This is a genomic window from Enterobacter sp. BRE11 (assembly GCF_031844285.1).
Taxonomy (GTDB): Bacteria; Pseudomonadota; Gammaproteobacteria; order Enterobacterales; family Enterobacteriaceae; genus Pantoea.
The window spans coordinates 1-15,260 of sequence record NZ_JAUZUX010000015.1; the positions used below are offsets into that span (position 1 = coordinate 1).

Below are 15,260 nucleotides of genomic sequence, written 5' to 3' on the forward strand. Positions count from 1 at the left end.
GTTCTGCCGGGCTGACAAGCATTTCTTTAAAAATAATTGCCAGATGCCTTTTTTTTAATCGAACGGGTTAAAAGCAGACATTTCTGGGCGAAAAAGCGCACAGAAACAGCCTTCTGACGTGGAAAATTGCCCACCAGCCCTTTTATGCCGATGCTATGCTGTCACTTCGGTTTCTTGCCAGCTAGTGACACCTATATAGAAGGATTTTCGATGATACGATCCGCGCGCAGTATGGCCGGTCTGCCATGGATAGCCGCCATGGCGTTTTTTATGCAGGCACTGGATGCCACCATTCTCAATACTGCGCTACCCGCTATCGCGACCAGCCTCGACCGCTCTCCTCTGGCCATGCAGTCCGCCGTTATCAGCTACACCCTTACCGTCGCCATGTTGATTCCCGTGAGCGGCTGGCTTGCCGACCGCTTTGGCACGCGCAAAGTCTTTATTGTCGCAGTATCACTCTTTACCTTTGGCTCGCTGGCCTGTGCCTTATCGCAATCGCTGACGATGTTGGTGCTCTCGCGCATCGTTCAGGGCGTAGGCGGCGCGATGATGATGCCGGTGGCGCGCCTGGCGTTGCTGCGCGCCTATCCGCGTAGCGAACTCCTGCCGGTACTGAACTTCGTCACCATGCCCGGCCTGGTAGGGCCGATACTGGGTCCGCTACTCGGCGGGCTGCTGGTCACCTACGCCACCTGGCACTGGATATTCCTGATTAACATTCCCGTCGGCATTCTTGGCATTGTCTATGCGCGCAAATATATGCCGGACTTTACCCTGCCCCGACGTCGCTTCGATTTTCTCGGTTTCCTGCTGTTCGGCGCGGGGCTGGTTTTGTTGTCGATCGGCATTGAGCTGTTCGGCGAGCGTATCGTCTCTGCCTGGCTGGCGTCAGGCGTGCTGGCGGCAGGCGTACTATTATTGCTTCTTTATATCCTCCATGCGCGCCGCCACCCAGCGCCGCTAATCAGCCTGCCGCTGTTCAAGACCCGCACCTTTTCGGTCGGCATTATCGGCAATATTGCGTCGCGCCTTGGCACCGGCTGCGTCCCCTTCCTGATGCCGTTAATGCTGCAGGTCGGGTTTGGCTTTTCGGCAGTGGTGGCGGGCTGCATGATGGCGCCAACGGCCATCGGCTCGATCCTGGCCAAATCGACGGTGACTCAGGTGCTGCGCCTGTTCGGCTATCGCCGTACGCTGGTCGGCATTACCGTCGTCATCGGCATTCTGATTGCCAGCTTTGCGCTACAGTCGCCGTCTGAAAGCATCATTCTGCTGCTACTGCCGCTGTTTATTCTCGGCATGGCGATGTCAACGCAGTTCACCGCGATGAACACCATCACGCTGGCGGATTTGAACGATGATAACGCCAGCGGCGGCAACAGCGTGCTGGCGGTGACGCAGCAGCTGTCGATTAGCTTTGGCGTTGCAGTAAGCGCCGCGGTGCTGCGCTTTTATCAAGAGTTCGAAACCGGCACCGTCGAGCAGTTCCATGCGACCTTCCTGACGATGGGCATCGTCACGGTGATGTCGGCCTTTACCTTTGCGCTGCTGCGGCCGGGCGACGGCCGTCACCTGATCACCAATCGCGATAAAAAGAAGAAAAGCGCTTAAGTCGAGGCGCGCACTACCAGTTCCGGCGTCAGCTCCAGCATTTGCTGGCTGGCGTCGGGATCGTTCAGGCGATGAATTAAGGTATCGATCGCCAGCTGGCCTAACTCATCCTTCGGCTGGTGAATCGTCGTCAGCGGTGGCGTCAGATAGCGCGCCAGTTCTATATCGTCATATCCCATTACCGCCATATCTTGCGGAATGCGCAGTCCCGCCTCAAACAGCGCGTGATAAACCCCGACTGCCATCGCATCGTTGCTGGTGAAAACCGCCTGTGGCGGCGACGCCAGCGCCAGCAGCTCCTTCATGGCGCTGTAGCCGCCCTGAAATTCGAAGTCGCTGTTAATCACATAGCCAGCCGGAATCGCCAGCCCGTTTTTCTCCATCGCATGGTAATAGCCCTGTAGACGCATACGTCCCGGGGTTTTATCCAGCGGGCCGGAAATGCAGGCGATGCGGGTGTAGCCGCGGTCAATCAGATGCTGCGTCGCCAGTTCGCCGCCCAGCAGCGCATTGTCCTGAATAATATCGCCGCGCCCTTCAAACGGTGCCCAGTCCATCATCACGGCAGGAATAGAAGGATAGCGATTAAGGATGGCGGCTGAGGGCAGATGGCTTTCGGTGCACATGATCAGCAGGCCGTCGACGCGCTTTTGCAGCAGCGTTTCCAGGCTGCGGTTCATGCGCTCTTCGTCGCCCGCCGTATTGCAGAGGATCAGGCTGTAGCCGCGCTCGTAACAGCTGTCTTCGACGCCGCGCACCACTTCGGCGTAAAAGGGGTTGCTGCTGGCCGTCAGCAGCATGCCAATAGTGTGCGTCTGGTTAAGCTTAAGGCTGCGCGCCAGCGCCGAAGGTGCGTAGTTCAGCGTGCTGATCGCCCGATCGACCTTCTCGCGCACCGCTTCGCTGACAAAACGGTTGTTGTTGATAACGTGCGAGACAGTGGAGGTGGAGACGCCCGCCATGCGGGCGACATCTTTCATGGTCGCCAAGGCTTAACCCTGCTGAAGTAGAAAATCGTCGATTTCCGCGCGCCACGGCACGGAGGGCTGCGCGCCCGGGCGCGTGACGGCGATGGCCGCCGCCGCATGGGCAAAGCGTACCGCGTCATGCAGGCTTTTGCCTTCCAGCCGCGCCGTAATAAATGCGCCGTTAAAGGTGTCACCTGCCGCAATGGTATCGACCGCTTTCACCGTAAAGCCGGCGATGCGCCCGCCCTTTTCGCCCTGCTCGCTGAGCCAGACGCCGCGACGTCCCAGGGTGATAAGTACGGTGCCAATACCTTTGGCATGCAGCGCCTCTGCCGCGCGTGCGGCCTCCTCATCGCTGGAGATGGCGATGCCGGTCAGGCTTTCCGCTTCGGTTTCATTAGGCGTGATGATATCCACCAGCGCCAGCAGCTCATCGTCAAGCGGCGTCGCCGGCGCGGGGTTGAGGATCACCTGCGTCTGATGGGCGCGCGCGATCTTTGCCGCCGCCAGCACGCTCTCCAGCGGCGACTCCAGCTGCATCAGCAGCGCCGAGGCGTTGACAATGACCTGCTGATGACGCGCCACGCAGTCAGGCGTTAACGCCGCGTTGGCGCCCGCGCAGATGCCGATGCTGTTTTCGCCTTCGCCGTTGACGAAAATCATCGCCACGCCGGTGGGTTCGCCGCTCACGGTCTCAACCGCGGCGGTATCAACGCGGTCCCGCGCCAGCTGCGCGCGAATACGCTCGCCGATAGCGTCATCGCCAAGGCAGGCGATAAAGGCGATATCTGCGCCAGCTCGCCCGGCGGCGACCGCCTGGTTTGCCCCTTTGCCGCCAAACGCAACGGTATACTGCTCCCCGATCACCGTTTCGCCGGGACGAGGAAAGTGCGTCAGGTTAAGAATATGGTCAGCATTAATGCTGCCGAGAACGGCCAGTTTTGCGCTTTTGCTCATAGGGTGTGATCCAGAAAGAGTGCGCCACCGGTTAAAGGTGGCGCATTGCCCTGCTTTTCTTTGAGTTATTTGGTGACCAGTTTCAGGTCAACGGGATTGATGGCCTGCACTTTTTCACCTTTCAGCACTTTATCGGCGGTATCGACGCCAATCATGCCGATGTTGTCCGGCATCTGAGCGACTGTTGCCGCCAGTTTGCCACCTTCGACCGCTTTCACGCCGTCGGCGGTGCCGTCAAAGCCGACTACCACGACATCAGATTTCCCGGCAGTTTGCAATGCACGTAACGCGCCAAGCGCCATTTCATCATTTTGCGCAAAGACCGCCTGCACATCCGGATGCGCCTGCAGCAGGTTCTGCATCACGTTCAGGCCCTTAGTGCGATCAAAGTCCGCTGGCTGGCTCGCCAGCACCTGGAATTTATGCGCATCCGAGGCCTGTTTAAAGCCTTCGCCACGCTCACGCGCCGCAGAGGTACCGGCAATACCCTGCAGTTCAATAATTTTGGCATTGTCGCCCAGACGCTTCGCGATATAGTCGCCCGCCATTTTGCCGCCGAAACGGTTATCGGAGGCGACATGGCTCACCACTTTGCCCTGCGCCGCGACGCGGTCCAGGGTGATCACCGGGATATTGGCCTGGTTAGCCATTTTCACCGCATTGCCGACCGCATCGGAATCAGTTGGGTTGATCAGCAGCAGTTTGGCGCCGCGCACGGTCAGATCCTGCACGTTAGCCAGCTCTTTCGCCGGGTTGTTTTGCGAATCCAGCACGACCAGGTTGTAGCCCAGTTTATCGGCCTCTTTCTGCGCGCCCTCTTTCAGCGAGACAAAGAAGGGGTTATTCAGCGTCGACACCACCAGCGCGATGGTATCTTTCGCCACTGCGCTGGCGCTTAATGTCGCGCCGAGGATCACAGCCAGTGCGGTCAACTTTTTCATCATTTCATCCTGTGTAAAGGTCAGAGTTATTTACTGCTTTTGTTATCCACCAGTACCGCCAGCAGGATTACCACCGCTTTTACGATCATCTGGTAGTAGGAAGAGACGCCCATCAGGTTCAGGCCGTTATTCAGGAAGCCCAGGATCAGCGCGCCAATCAGGGTGCCCATAATGCGCCCTTTGCCGCCCGCCAGGCTGGTGCCGCCCAGCACCACCGCCGCAATCGCGTCCAGCTCATAGCCGGTACCCGCCGTCGGCTGCGCCGAAGAGAGGCGTGCAACTTCGATGGTGCCTGCCAGCGCCGCCAGCATGCCGCTCAGGGCGTAGACGATCACTTTTACGCGGTTAACGTTAATGCCGGAGAGGCGCGTTGCCGCTTCGTTGCCGCCCAGCGCGTAGATGTAACGACCAAGGCGCGTGTGATGCAGCATGTACCAGGCAAGCAGGAAAACGACGGCCATCAGCCACACCGGCGTCGGGATCCCCAGCGGGCGGCCAATGCCGAACCAGCCGAAGAGATCGGCGTTGTCGTTGAAGCCGGTATTAATCGGGCTGCCGTCGGTGTAGACCATGGTGACGCCGCGCAGCAGCAGCATCATCACCAGCGTGGCGATAAAGGCCTGCACCTTGCCGCGCGCCACGATAGTGCCTGTGACGGCGCCGATCGCCGCTCCCAGCGCCAGCGCACCCGCGACAGCCACCAGCGCGTTGACCTCTATGCCCACCAGCGAGGCGGCCACCGCGCCCGTCAGCGCCAGCAGCGATCCCACCGAGAGATCGATGCCGGAGGTGAGGATCACCAGCGTCATGCCGACCGCCATAATGGCGTTGACCGAGGTCTGCTGCAGAATATTGAACAGGTTCGCGACGGTGAAAAAGTTAGGGCTCTGGCTCGCCACCACCGCGATCAGCACGATGAGCGCAATCAGCGATTTTTGCTCCATCAGCCAGGCTTTGCTGAACCAGCGACGGCTGGACGGTAAGGTTTGGGTGCTCATACAACTAAATCCTCGCTGTGTTGCTTGCCTACGGCTGCCGCCATTAAAGATTCCTGCGTCGCCTGCTCGCGGGTAAATTCGCCGCCGGAACGGCCTTCATGCATCACCAGGATGCGGTCGCTCATGCCAAGCACCTCCGGCATCTCCGATGAGACGAGAATGATGCTTAGCCCTTCGGCCTTGAACTGATTAATAAGCTGGTAAATCTCTTTCTTCGCCCCGACGTCGACGCCACGCGTCGGTTCGTCAAGGATCAGCACGTTGGGACGCGTCATCAGCCCGCGCGCGATAGCCACTTTCTGCTGATTGCCGCCGGAGAGCAGGCCAATTGCCTGCTCCATTGACGGCGTTTTGATATTGAAAAGACGGATAAAATCGCCCACCGCCAGCTGCTCAGCGGCGTGTTTCAGCGTGCCGCTGCCGTTGCTGAAGTAACGCAGCGCCGTCAGCGACATGTTCTCTTTTACCGACATGCCCAGTACCAGCCCGTCGCGCTTGCGATCCTCGGAGATATAGACAATGCCGCTGGCCAGACCATCCTGCGGCGCGCGCGTTACCACTTCGCGGCCGTCGAGCCAGACGCGGCCTTTGCTGCGCGGCAGGGCGCCGTAAAGCAGCTTCATCAGCTCGGTGCGTCCGGCCCCCATCAGCCCGGAAACGCCCAGGATCTCGCCTTTGCGCAGCGTAAAGCTGACCTCATGCACGCCCGGTCCGCTGAGGTTCTCAACCTTGAGGCGAATCTCTCCCGGCGCCTGCTCGAGGCGTGGGTATTGATCTTCCAGCTTGCGCCCGACCATCATCTCGATCAGGCTCTCTTCGCTGAGCTCATTCACCGGACGTTCGGCAATAAACTGGCCGTCGCGGAAAACCGTCACGTCGTCGCAAATCTCGAAGATCTCTTTCATGCGGTGGGAGATATAGACAATGCCGCAGCCCTGCGCCTTCAGCTCGTTGATGACGCGAAACAGCGACAGCGTTTCGGTATCGGTCAGCGCGTCGGTCGGCTCATCCATAATGATCACCTGCGACTTAAAGCTCAGGACTTTGGCGATCTCCACCATCTGCTGATCGCCGATCGAAAGATCGCCCACCAGCTTGTGGCTGTTGAAACGCAGGTTGAGACGCTTCAGCAGCGCGTCCGCCTCAGCGTACATCCGTTTCCAGTCAATACGGCCGAAACGGTTGACGAACTCGCGTCCCAAAAAAATGTTCTCCGCTACGGTCAGCTGCGGAATGAGGTTTAGTTCCTGATGAATAATGCCGATACCCGCTTCCTGCGACGCTTTCGGGCCGCTGAAGGTGGTCTCTTCACCCAGCCAGCGCAGCGAACCCGCATCGCGGCTGTAGATGCCGGTCAGCACCTTCATCATGGTGGATTTGCCGGCGCCGTTCTCGCCTACCAGCGCCATCACGCGTTCTGGATAGACCGCCAGCGACGCGCTCTTTAACGCCTTTACGCCGGGAAAGGATTTCTCAATCCCCTGGAGCTGTAATAAGGGTTGCATAACGGCCTCAGAAGGTGACGCCAGCGCTCAGGATGACATTCGCAAACGGAGAGCACTCTCCGCTGCGAATGACCGCCTGACTGCGTTGAGTCTGTTGTTTGAACTGTTCATGACTGGTGTAACGTACTGCAATCTTGTTTCCCTGGTGCTGTTGCAAGGCTTCGAGCACGGCGAGAAGCTCGCTATGGAGCTGCGGATTATGCTGCTTAACCTCTTCCGCAATCAGGGCGCTTTCCACCTGCATCTCCAGCGTGACGGCTTTTACCACCTGCATAAAATCGGGCGTGCCCGGCGTCAGCGCCAGATCGATGCGCTGCGGCCCTGCCGGGATCGGCAAGCCGGCATCGGCAATGGTCAGCGTATCCGTATGGCCCAGGCGGGCAATCAGGTAAGAGATTTCAGCGTTTAACAGGCGACCTTTTTTCATTTTCTGCTCCAGAGCGAAACGTTTCGCTGACGGCAGTGTATGAAATGGCGGCGGTAACTCAACGGGGGAAATCGAGAAGTGTGATCGTTATCGAAACGTTTCGCTCGCGCGCAGGCCAATTTGGCTTAGGCGATAAAAAGGGCCGCTGAAGCGGCCCGGCAGGGAAGGCGTTACGGCGCTTTACGCACCTGCTTAACGTCAAGTTCAATGCTGTTGAAATCTTTGTCCAGCTCCCCCGTCAGCTCAACGCGATCTTTCGGCGTAATGGTCAAACCCTCCCAGCGCTTGTGGTCGATCTCGACTTTCATGGTGCCGGTGGCGTCGCGAAACAGATAATCTTCGTCGCCGATCTGTTTCTCCAGCTGACCGCGCACGGTAATCCAGCTGTCGTCTTTCATCTCTTCCGCCTGCTTGACGGTCACCACGCTGCTCTGGTCATTCTGAAAACCTCCCTGTTTCGCCTGAACGGCAGGCGCATTCGCATCGACAAATCCGCCTTGCGGCGCGGCAAAGACCGGTGCAGTGGTCAGCGCCAGGATAGCTAAGAGTGCGGCATGCTTTTTCATATTTTCACCTCGTTTCCATGAATGTGTGTTTTGTACGCTGCTAATTAAAACACGGAGTTCTTAACAGGATCTTAAGAGGCAAAAATAAGCGAAAAGTAGCGATATCACCTGTACAAGCAGCGTTCTCCTTCGTATAAAGCCTTTGCGGACACAGGAGGGAAAATGCGTATTTTACTGATTGAGGATGACCGGCTGATTGGCGATGGCATCAAGGCTGGCCTGGGAAAATTAGGTTTCAGCGTCGACTGGTTTGTTTCCGGCGATGGGGGGTTTGCCGCGCTGCATGCCGCCCCCTGGGATGCGGTCATCCTCGATCTCTCGCTGCCGCAGCGCGACGGGCTGGAAATTCTGCGCGACTGGCGACAGCAGGGCGCGGACGTGCCGGTGCTGATCCTGACCGCCCGCGACGCCCTCGATCAGCGCGTAGAGGGGTTGCAGCTGGGGGCAGACGACTATCTCTGTAAACCCTTCGCTCTGACGGAAGTCGCCGCACGACTACAGGCGCTTATCCGGCGTCGCCACGGCCAGCTACAGCCGGAACTGCGTCACGGTAACGTCATAATGCAACCTGCCAGCCATAGCGTGACCCTGGATGACGAGGTCGTTACGCTCAAAAGCCGGGAGCTGGCGCTGCTGGAGCTGTTTTTACGCCATCCTGGCCGCGTGCTGACGCGTGCGCAGCTGGAAGAGAAGCTCTACAGCTGGGATGCCGACGTCTCCAGCAACGCAGTGGAAGTGCATATTCATCACCTGCGTAAAAAGCTCGGCGCGACTTTTATCCGCACCGTGCACGGCGTCGGCTATATGCTGGGAGAGCCGCAATGAGCCTGTTTCTCCGGCTTGGGGTCGGCTTTGTGCTGCTGCTTGGCCTCTGCTGGGGCAGCGCCAGCCTGAGCGCCTGGCTACAGACGCGCGATACCATTAACGAACTGTTCGACACCCAGCAGCTGCTGTTCGCCAAACGCCTGATGGCGCTTGACCTCACCGCGCCCGCTGACGCTACGCTGCCTAAAAACAAGGCTCTGCTGCGCCACCATCGCGGCGATCAGGATGACGACGCGCTCGCCTTTGCTATTTTCACCCGAGACGGCAGGCCGGTGCTGAACGACGGCGAAAACGGCAGAATGCTCCCGTTCGACGCCGAGGCGCAGGGATTTCACGACGGACGGTTAATCGACGACGATGACGACTGGCGCTTTGTCTGGCTGACGACGCCGGACGGCCAGCACCGCATCGTGGTGGGCCAGGAGTGGGAATACCGCGACGATATGGCGAAAGCGCTGGTGCAAAGCAGCATTCTGCCCTGGCTTATCGCGCTGCCGCTGATGCTGCTGCTGCTGCTTGGCCTGGTATGGCGCGAGCTGCGCCCGCTCAAGCGCATTACGCAACTGCTGGCGCAGCGCGCGCCGGACGACGACAGACCGCTGGACGCCGGGCGGGTGCCGCTGGAGGTCAGACCGCTAACGGAAGCGCTGAACGGGCTGTTCAGCCGCATCAGCGCTATGGTGCAGCGCGAGCGCCGCTTTACCTCCGACGCCGCCCACGAGCTACGCAGCCCGCTGGCGGCGCTGCGCGTGCAGAGCGAGGTGGTGCAGCTTGCCGCTGACGACGAGGGGATGCGCCAGCATGCGTTGCGCCAGCTGGACGCCGGTATTCAGCGCGCTACGCGGCTGGTGGATCAGCTGCTGACGCTGTCGCGCGCCGAGGCGGAGGACGCGCGCGAGGCGTTTCAGCCAGTCGACCTCCATAGCCTGCTGCAGGAGGCACTGGCCGAGCAGCTGCCACACGCCGATCGCGCTGGCGTCGCGCTGCGTCTGGAAACGCTTGCCGAGCCGGTTATGCAGGGTCATCCGCTGCTGCTGTCGCTGCTGGTACGCAACCTGCTGGACAACGCCATTCGCTATACGCCGGAAGGCAGCGACGTCCGGATAGTGCTGGAGAACCGCGGGCTGCGCGTTGAGGATAATGGCGCGGGCCTGAGCGAGGCGGAGATGCAGCGTCTGGGTGAGCGGTTCTGGCGGCCGCCCGGACAGGAGAAGAGCGGCAGCGGGCTGGGATTGTCGATTGTGCGCAACGTCGCGCAGCTGCACAGCATGCAGCTGCGCTTCAGCCAGCGCGAGGGCGGCGGACTCTGCGTCACCCTGCGCTGGTAACGATCAGATCTCGACCTGGGTGCCGAGCTCAATAACCCGGTTCGGCGGGATCTCAAACTGGTCAGGCGCCCGCAGCGCGTTGCGCTGCAGCGCCAGGAAGAGCTTGCCGCGCAGGCGCAGATACCAGGGACGTTTGCCTATAATCAGCGACTCGTGCGACATAAAGAACGAGGTCTCCATCATCCGGCAGTTAAGCCCTTCCAGCCCGCAGCGGTGGAAAATCTCCTCTACATTCGGCGTTTCGCGCCAGCCGTAGCTGGCCACCACGCGCCAGAAGGTTGGCGACAGCTGTTCGATGGCGACGCGGCGCACGTTATGCACGTAAGGCGCATCTTCGGTGCGCAGCGTCAAAAAGACCACGCGCTCGTGCAGCACCTTGTTGTGCTTGAGGTTGTGCAGCAGCGCAAAGGGGATCACGTTGAGCGCGCGCGACATATAGACGGCGGTACCCGGCACGCGCACCGGCGGCGATTTCTCCAGCGAGGCGATCATTGCCTCCAGTGAGTTGCCGTGCTCGTGCATCCGGCGCAGCAGGCGAAAGCGCTCGCTCTTCCAGGTCGTCATAATCAGGAACATGATCAGCCCCAGACAGAGCGGCAGCCAGCCGCCAGAGAAAAGCTTAATCAGGTTGGCGGAGAAGAGCGGCACATCGATGCAGAGAAACAGCGTCAGGATCAGGCCGACTGCCAGCCGGCTCCAGTGCCAGTTTTTTACCGCGACGGTGCAGGAGAGAATCGAAGTCAGCACCATGGTGCCGGTAACCGCGATGCCATAAGCCGCCGCCAGGTTGCTGGAGTGTTCAAAGCTGATAATCACGATCAGCACGGCGAAATAGAGCACCCAGTTGATCATCGGCACGTAGATCTGACCGGACTCCATCTCTGAGGTATGGATAATGCGCATGCCAGGCAGGTAACCCAGGCGCACCGCCTGGCGCGTCAGCGAGAAGACGCCAGAGATCACCGCCTGCGAGGCGATAACCGTCGCCAGCGTCGCCAGAATCAGCAGCGGGATCAGCGCCCAGTCCGGCGCCAGCAGGAAGAAAGGATTTTTAATCGCTTTCGGATCGCTGAGCAGCAGCGCGCCCTGGCCGAAATAGTTCAGCACCAGCGATGGCAGCACCACGATAAACCAGGCGATGCGAATCGGCATTTTGCCGAAGTGCCCCATGTCTGCATAGAGCGCTTCCACGCCGGTAATCGCCAGCACCACCGCGCCCAGCGCAAAGAACGAAATGGTCTTGTAGTGCATGAAGAAGCTGACCGCCCAGGAGGGATTAAGCGCCTGAAGCACTTCCGGGTTCTTCATGATGCCGGTGACGCCCAGTACCGCCAGCGTGGCGAACCAGATCAGCATCACGGGGGCGAAGAGTTTGCCCACTATACCGGTGCCATGCTTCTGGATGATAAACAGCAGCGTCAGCACTGCGATAGAGAGCGGAACGATAAAGGGATCGAGCGAGGGCGCAGCAATCTCCAGCCCTTCAATCGCCGACATGACGGAGATGGCGGGTGTAATCACCACTTCCCCATAAAAGAAGCTGCCGCCGATCAGGCCCATAATGACCAGTACCGCCGTAGCGCGTGCGCCGGTATTGCGGCCTGCCAGCGACATCAGGGTTAAAATGCCGCCCTCGCCGGCGTTGTCCGCGCGCATGACGTAGCTGATATATTTCAGCGAGACCACCAGCAGCAGCAGCCAGAAAATCAGCGACAGAAAGCCGAAAACCGCTTCGCGCTCCACGCCGAAACCAAACTGACCGGAGAGGCATTCACGCAAGGTATAGAGCGGGCTGGTGCCGATATCGCCATACACTACGCCAATCGCGGCCAGCGTTAACGCACTAAGTGATTGCTTGTTATCCGAGCTCATAGAGTCATCTTTTGTTGGAGCAGAGAGGCGCAACCCCCCATCGCTCTTGCTGTCAAAAAGCGCACAGTATGCACCTGTTTTCTAAAAAACCCACCCCGCACTTTCATCGATGCTGTCAGCGCTGACGATTTTTCTGGCGGCATTATGCGATGATTGGATTTTGTGACACAAAAAAAGCGGACGGCAATCAACGCTTTCACGCATCATAATCAGTAGAGTAGTGCGCCTGCCATAATAAGACGGCAGCAGTAACAGAAGGACAATGAAGTGATTATGGCTCAACCCCATCTTTTGGCAGAAAGAATTTCTCGTCTCAGCAATGCCCTCGAGAAGGGTCTGTATGAACGCCACGACGCTATTCGCCTCTGTCTGCTGGCGGCGCTGAGCGGTGAAAGCGTCTTTTTGCTTGGCCCGCCGGGCATCGCCAAGAGCCTGATCGCCCGCCGTCTGAAATACGCTTTTCAGAATGCCCGCGCGTTTGAATACCTGATGACGCGCTTCTCGACGCCCGAGGAGGTGTTCGGCCCGCTGTCGATTCAGGCGTTAAAAGATGAAGGCCGCTATCAGCGGCTGACGAAAGGCTATCTGCCCGACGCGGAGATCGTGTTTCTCGATGAGATCTGGAAGGCGGGCCCCGCCATCCTTAATACCCTGCTGACCGCCATTAACGAGCGCCGCTTCCGCAATGGCGACAGCGAAGAAAAAATTCCGATGCGCCTGCTGGTTACCGCCTCGAACGAACTGCCGGAAGCGGACAGCGGCCTGGAAGCGCTCTATGACCGCATGCTGATCCGTCTCTGGCTCGACAACGTGCATGAGAAGCAAAACTTTCGCAGCATGCTGACCCACCAGCAGGATGAAAATGCTAATCCGGTCGCGGAATCGCTGCGCATCAGCGACGAGGAGTATCATCAGTGGCAGCAGAGCATTAGCCAGGTCAGCCTGCCCGATAACGTCTTCGAGCTGATCTATCAGCTGCGCCAGCAGCTGGAAACCCTGCCCGACGCGCCCTATATCTCCGATCGCCGCTGGAAAAAAGCGATTCACCTCCTGCAGGCGAGCGCCTTCTACAGCGGCCGCAGCGCCATCGCGCCAATCGACCTTATTCTGTTGAAGGATTGCCTGTGGCACGACGTCGCCTCTATGCAGGTGCTGGAGCGCGCCATTGACCAGCTGATGACGCAGCAGGCGTGGCAGCAGCAGACGCTGCTGCTCAGGCTACAGCAGCTCAAAGCGCGACGCCTGGCGCTACAGCAGCAGAGAAGCGTGGCGCAGGCGATCGCGCTGGAAAAACACAGCGGCATGTTCAGCCGCAAGCCGCACTACGAGCTGCCTGCCAGCCTGACGGAGCCGCAGCTGACCCTGATGCTGCAGCAGCCGCTGACGCTGCACGATATGCAGGTTACCCATGTGGTGATCGCCCGCGACGCGCTGGAGCAGTGGTTGCTGAAGGGCGGCGACGTGCGCGGCAAGCTGAACGGCATCGGTTTCGCTCAGACGCTCGATCTGCTGGTAGACGCGCAGCACTGTCTGGCGCTGCGCGACGTCAGCCTGCAAACGGCGCGCCTGACGCTGCCTGGTGCCGTTGCGCACAGCGAGCTGCCGGCTGAAATCAGCGAGGCGCTGGACGAGCTGGATACCCAGCTGCGCGCGCAGCGCTATCAGTTCAGCCAGCATCAGCGCTGTCTGTTTATCAGCGACGACTGGCTGGCGCGCATCGAAACCAGCCTGCAGGACGTGGCCGATCAGCTGAAACAGGCGCGTAAATGATCTCGCTGGAGACGCTCAGCGCGCTGCTCTCCATCGGCGAAGCCGAACTGATCGAAGAGTTGATCCTCGCGCTGCTCGCCTCTCCGCAGCTGGCGATCTTCTTTGAAAAATTCCCCGGCCTGAAGCAGGCGATGCTGCGCGACGTGCCGCGCTGGAAAGCGGAGATCAATGCCGAGCTAAAAGCGACGCCGGTGCCGGAGACGCTGGCCGACGAGTTTCAGCTGTTTCAGCGCGCGCAGCTGCTCAGCCATCACGACTTCAGCCAGCAGCTGCCCGAAATACTCGAGGCGCTGACACAGCTGACTTCGCCCTTTCTGGAGGAGGCACAGCGCCTGTTGCAGCATATTGATGCGCATCAGCTAAGCGGCGCGCAGCATACGCTGTTTCTGCAGCGCTGGCGTCTCAGCCTGACGCTGCAGACGCTGACGCTTAACGAACAACTGCTGGAGCAGCAGCGCGAACGCCTGATGGCCGAGCTGCAGCAGCGTATGGCGCTAAGCGGCCAGCTGGCGCCGCTGCTGAGCGACAACGACGAGGCCGCGGCCGGTCGCTTATGGGATATGAGTAAAGCCCCGCTGCAGCACGGCGACTATCAGCTGATGCTGGAGTATGGCGACTTTCTGGCGCAGCAGCCGGAGCTGCTGGCGCTGGCGCAACAGCTGGGCCGCAGCCGCGAGGCGAAATCGGTGCCATCTCAGGATGCGCCGCTGGAGGCTTTCCACCAGCTGGTGCGCGAGCCGGACGCGGTGCCCGAAGAGGTAAGCGGCGTTCATCAGAGCGACGACGTGCTGCGTCTGCTGCCGCCGGAGCTGGCCACCATCAGCATCAGCGAGCTGGAGCTGGAATTTTATCGTCGCCTGGTGGAAAAACGGCTGCTGACTTACAAACTACAGGGCGACGCCTGGCATGAAAAAGTCACGCTGCGACCGGTCAGCCACCAGCAGCACGAAGAGCAGCCGCGCGGCCCCTTTATCGTCTGCGTCGATACCTCCGGCTCGATGGGCGGCTTTAACGAGCGCTGCGCCAAAGCGTTCTGCCTGGCGCTGTTGAAAGTGGCGCTGGCCGATCGGCGGCGCTGTTACATTATGCTGTTTGCCCACGACGTTATCGGCTACGAGCTCACCGGCGACGACGGGCTGGAGCAGGCGATCCGCTTTCTCAGCCAGCGCTTTCGCGGCGGCACCGACCTTGCCGCCTGTCTGGCCGCCGTGGCAAAGCGTATGGAGGGCGCGCTGTGGCAGGATGCCGACGCCGTGGTCGTCTCCGACTTTATCGCTCAGCGGCTGCCCGACGAGATCGTCAGCCTGATTAAGCTGCGTCAGCTGCATCAGCAGCAGCGCTTTCACGCCGTGGCGATGTCGGCCCACGGCAAACCCGGCATTCTGCGCATCTTCGATCATATCTGGCGCTTCGATACCGGCATGAAAAGCCGCCTGCTGCGCCGCTGGCGGCGTTAGTCACGGGGCAGAAACCCCGATTTGCTATAGTG

At 59.9% G+C, this 15,260-nt stretch carries 13 protein-coding genes; 5 read left to right on the plus strand and 8 right to left on the minus strand.

Features of this window, described 5'->3' with window-relative positions; all coding sequences use genetic code 11:
* Positions 1 to 210: 210 nt before the first annotated feature.
* On the plus strand, positions 211 to 1,614 hold the full coding sequence (mdtD, locus tag Q9R34_RS16005; RefSeq protein ID WP_485894950.1) for a multidrug transporter subunit MdtD: 1,404 nt from the start codon (positions 211 to 213) through the stop codon (positions 1,612 to 1,614).
* Here the strand turns inward: mdtD and rbsR are convergent.
* The 7 genes from rbsR to Q9R34_RS16040 form a co-directional block, all read right to left on the minus strand.
* Complete coding sequence (gene rbsR / locus Q9R34_RS16010; protein WP_485894952.1) at positions 1,611 to 2,603, minus strand: ribose operon transcriptional repressor RbsR; 993 nt, start codon at positions 2,601 to 2,603, stop codon at positions 1,611 to 1,613. The two genes, mdtD and rbsR, sit on opposite strands and share 4 nt — an antisense overlap.
* A 3-nt stretch (positions 2,604 to 2,606) precedes the next feature.
* A complete protein-coding gene (gene rbsK, locus Q9R34_RS16015) occupies positions 2,607 to 3,539 on the minus strand; it encodes a ribokinase (RefSeq protein WP_434126233.1) in 933 nt (310 codons plus the stop codon).
* A gap of 65 nt (positions 3,540 to 3,604) precedes the next feature.
* The gene (rbsB, locus tag Q9R34_RS16020; protein ID WP_485894954.1) at positions 3,605 to 4,480 is read right to left on the minus strand and encodes a ribose ABC transporter substrate-binding protein RbsB; all 876 of its coding nucleotides are present in this window, start codon (positions 4,478 to 4,480) and stop codon (positions 3,605 to 3,607) included.
* Positions 4,481 to 4,506: 26 nt separating this feature from the next.
* Positions 4,507 to 5,478 carry a ribose ABC transporter permease gene (gene rbsC / locus Q9R34_RS16025; protein ID WP_434126232.1) on the minus strand — a complete coding sequence of 324 codons (972 nt, stop codon included), beginning with the start codon at positions 5,476 to 5,478 and terminating at the stop codon, positions 4,507 to 4,509.
* Positions 5,475 to 6,983, minus strand: coding sequence for a ribose ABC transporter ATP-binding protein RbsA (gene rbsA, locus Q9R34_RS16030; RefSeq protein WP_485894956.1), 1,509 nt, complete (start codon positions 6,981 to 6,983; stop codon positions 5,475 to 5,477). The genes rbsC and rbsA overlap by 4 nt, the downstream gene beginning before the upstream one ends.
* A gap of 7 nt (positions 6,984 to 6,990) precedes the next feature.
* Positions 6,991 to 7,410, minus strand: a complete 420-nt coding sequence (rbsD, locus tag Q9R34_RS16035) for a D-ribose pyranase (RefSeq protein WP_485894958.1) — start codon at positions 7,408 to 7,410, stop codon at positions 6,991 to 6,993.
* 170 nt (positions 7,411 to 7,580) lie between these two features.
* Positions 7,581 to 7,976, minus strand: a complete 396-nt coding sequence (locus Q9R34_RS16040; protein ID WP_434126229.1) for a YgiW/YdeI family stress tolerance OB fold protein — start codon at positions 7,974 to 7,976, stop codon at positions 7,581 to 7,583.
* A 162-nt stretch (positions 7,977 to 8,138) separates the two neighbouring features.
* On the opposite strand from Q9R34_RS16040, the gene qseB reads away from it, so the two are divergent.
* Together qseB and qseC are read left to right on the plus strand one after the other, a co-directional pair.
* Positions 8,139 to 8,801: a quorum sensing response regulator transcription factor QseB gene (qseB, locus tag Q9R34_RS16045; protein WP_485894961.1), complete on the plus strand. Its 663-nt coding sequence runs from the start codon at positions 8,139 to 8,141 to the stop codon at positions 8,799 to 8,801.
* Positions 8,798 to 10,129: a quorum sensing histidine kinase QseC gene (qseC, locus tag Q9R34_RS16050; RefSeq protein WP_485894963.1), complete on the plus strand. Its 1,332-nt coding sequence runs from the start codon at positions 8,798 to 8,800 to the stop codon at positions 10,127 to 10,129. Before qseB ends, qseC begins: the two co-directional genes overlap by 4 nt.
* A gap of 3 nt (positions 10,130 to 10,132) precedes the next feature.
* Here the strand turns inward: qseC and kup are convergent, their stop codons facing one another.
* Positions 10,133 to 12,001, minus strand: coding sequence for a low affinity potassium transporter Kup (gene kup / locus Q9R34_RS16055; protein WP_434126224.1), 1,869 nt, complete (start codon positions 11,999 to 12,001; stop codon positions 10,133 to 10,135).
* Between the two features lie 273 nt (positions 12,002 to 12,274).
* On the opposite strand from kup, the gene ravA reads away from it, so the two are divergent.
* Positions 12,275 to 13,771, plus strand: coding sequence for an ATPase RavA (gene ravA / locus Q9R34_RS16060; protein ID WP_434126222.1), 1,497 nt, complete (start codon positions 12,275 to 12,277; stop codon positions 13,769 to 13,771).
* Positions 13,768 to 15,228: an ATPase RavA stimulator ViaA gene (viaA, locus tag Q9R34_RS16065; RefSeq protein ID WP_485894966.1), complete on the plus strand. Its 1,461-nt coding sequence runs from the start codon at positions 13,768 to 13,770 to the stop codon at positions 15,226 to 15,228. The genes ravA and viaA overlap by 4 nt, the downstream gene beginning before the upstream one ends.
* Positions 15,229 to 15,260 lie beyond the last annotated feature (32 nt).

Excerpts from the sequence above, each read along its gene's own strand:
- mdtD (WP_485894950.1), top strand. The coding sequence starts at position 211 with ATGATACGATCCGCGCGCAGTATGGCCGGTCTGCCATGGATAGCCGCC.
- rbsK (WP_434126233.1), bottom strand. The coding sequence starts at position 3,539 with ATGAGCAAAAGCGCAAAACTGGCCGTTCTCGGCAGCATTAATGCTGAC.
- rbsB (WP_485894954.1), bottom strand. The coding sequence starts at position 4,480 with ATGAAAAAGTTGACCGCACTGGCTGTGATCCTCGGCGCGACATTAAGC.
- rbsC (WP_434126232.1), bottom strand. The coding sequence starts at position 5,478 with ATGAGCACCCAAACCTTACCGTCCAGCCGTCGCTGGTTCAGCAAAGCC.
- rbsA (WP_485894956.1), bottom strand. The coding sequence starts at position 6,983 with ATGCAACCCTTATTACAGCTCCAGGGGATTGAGAAATCCTTTCCCGGC.
- rbsD (WP_485894958.1), bottom strand. The coding sequence starts at position 7,410 with ATGAAAAAAGGTCGCCTGTTAAACGCTGAAATCTCTTACCTGATTGCC.
- Q9R34_RS16040 (WP_434126229.1), bottom strand. The coding sequence starts at position 7,976 with ATGAAAAAGCATGCCGCACTCTTAGCTATCCTGGCGCTGACCACTGCA.
- qseB (WP_485894961.1), top strand. The coding sequence starts at position 8,139 with ATGCGTATTTTACTGATTGAGGATGACCGGCTGATTGGCGATGGCATC.
- qseC (WP_485894963.1), top strand. The coding sequence starts at position 8,798 with ATGAGCCTGTTTCTCCGGCTTGGGGTCGGCTTTGTGCTGCTGCTTGGC.
- kup (WP_434126224.1), bottom strand. The coding sequence starts at position 12,001 with ATGAGCTCGGATAACAAGCAATCACTTAGTGCGTTAACGCTGGCCGCG.
- ravA (WP_434126222.1), top strand. The coding sequence starts at position 12,275 with ATGGCTCAACCCCATCTTTTGGCAGAAAGAATTTCTCGTCTCAGCAAT.
- viaA (WP_485894966.1), top strand. The coding sequence starts at position 13,768 with ATGATCTCGCTGGAGACGCTCAGCGCGCTGCTCTCCATCGGCGAAGCC.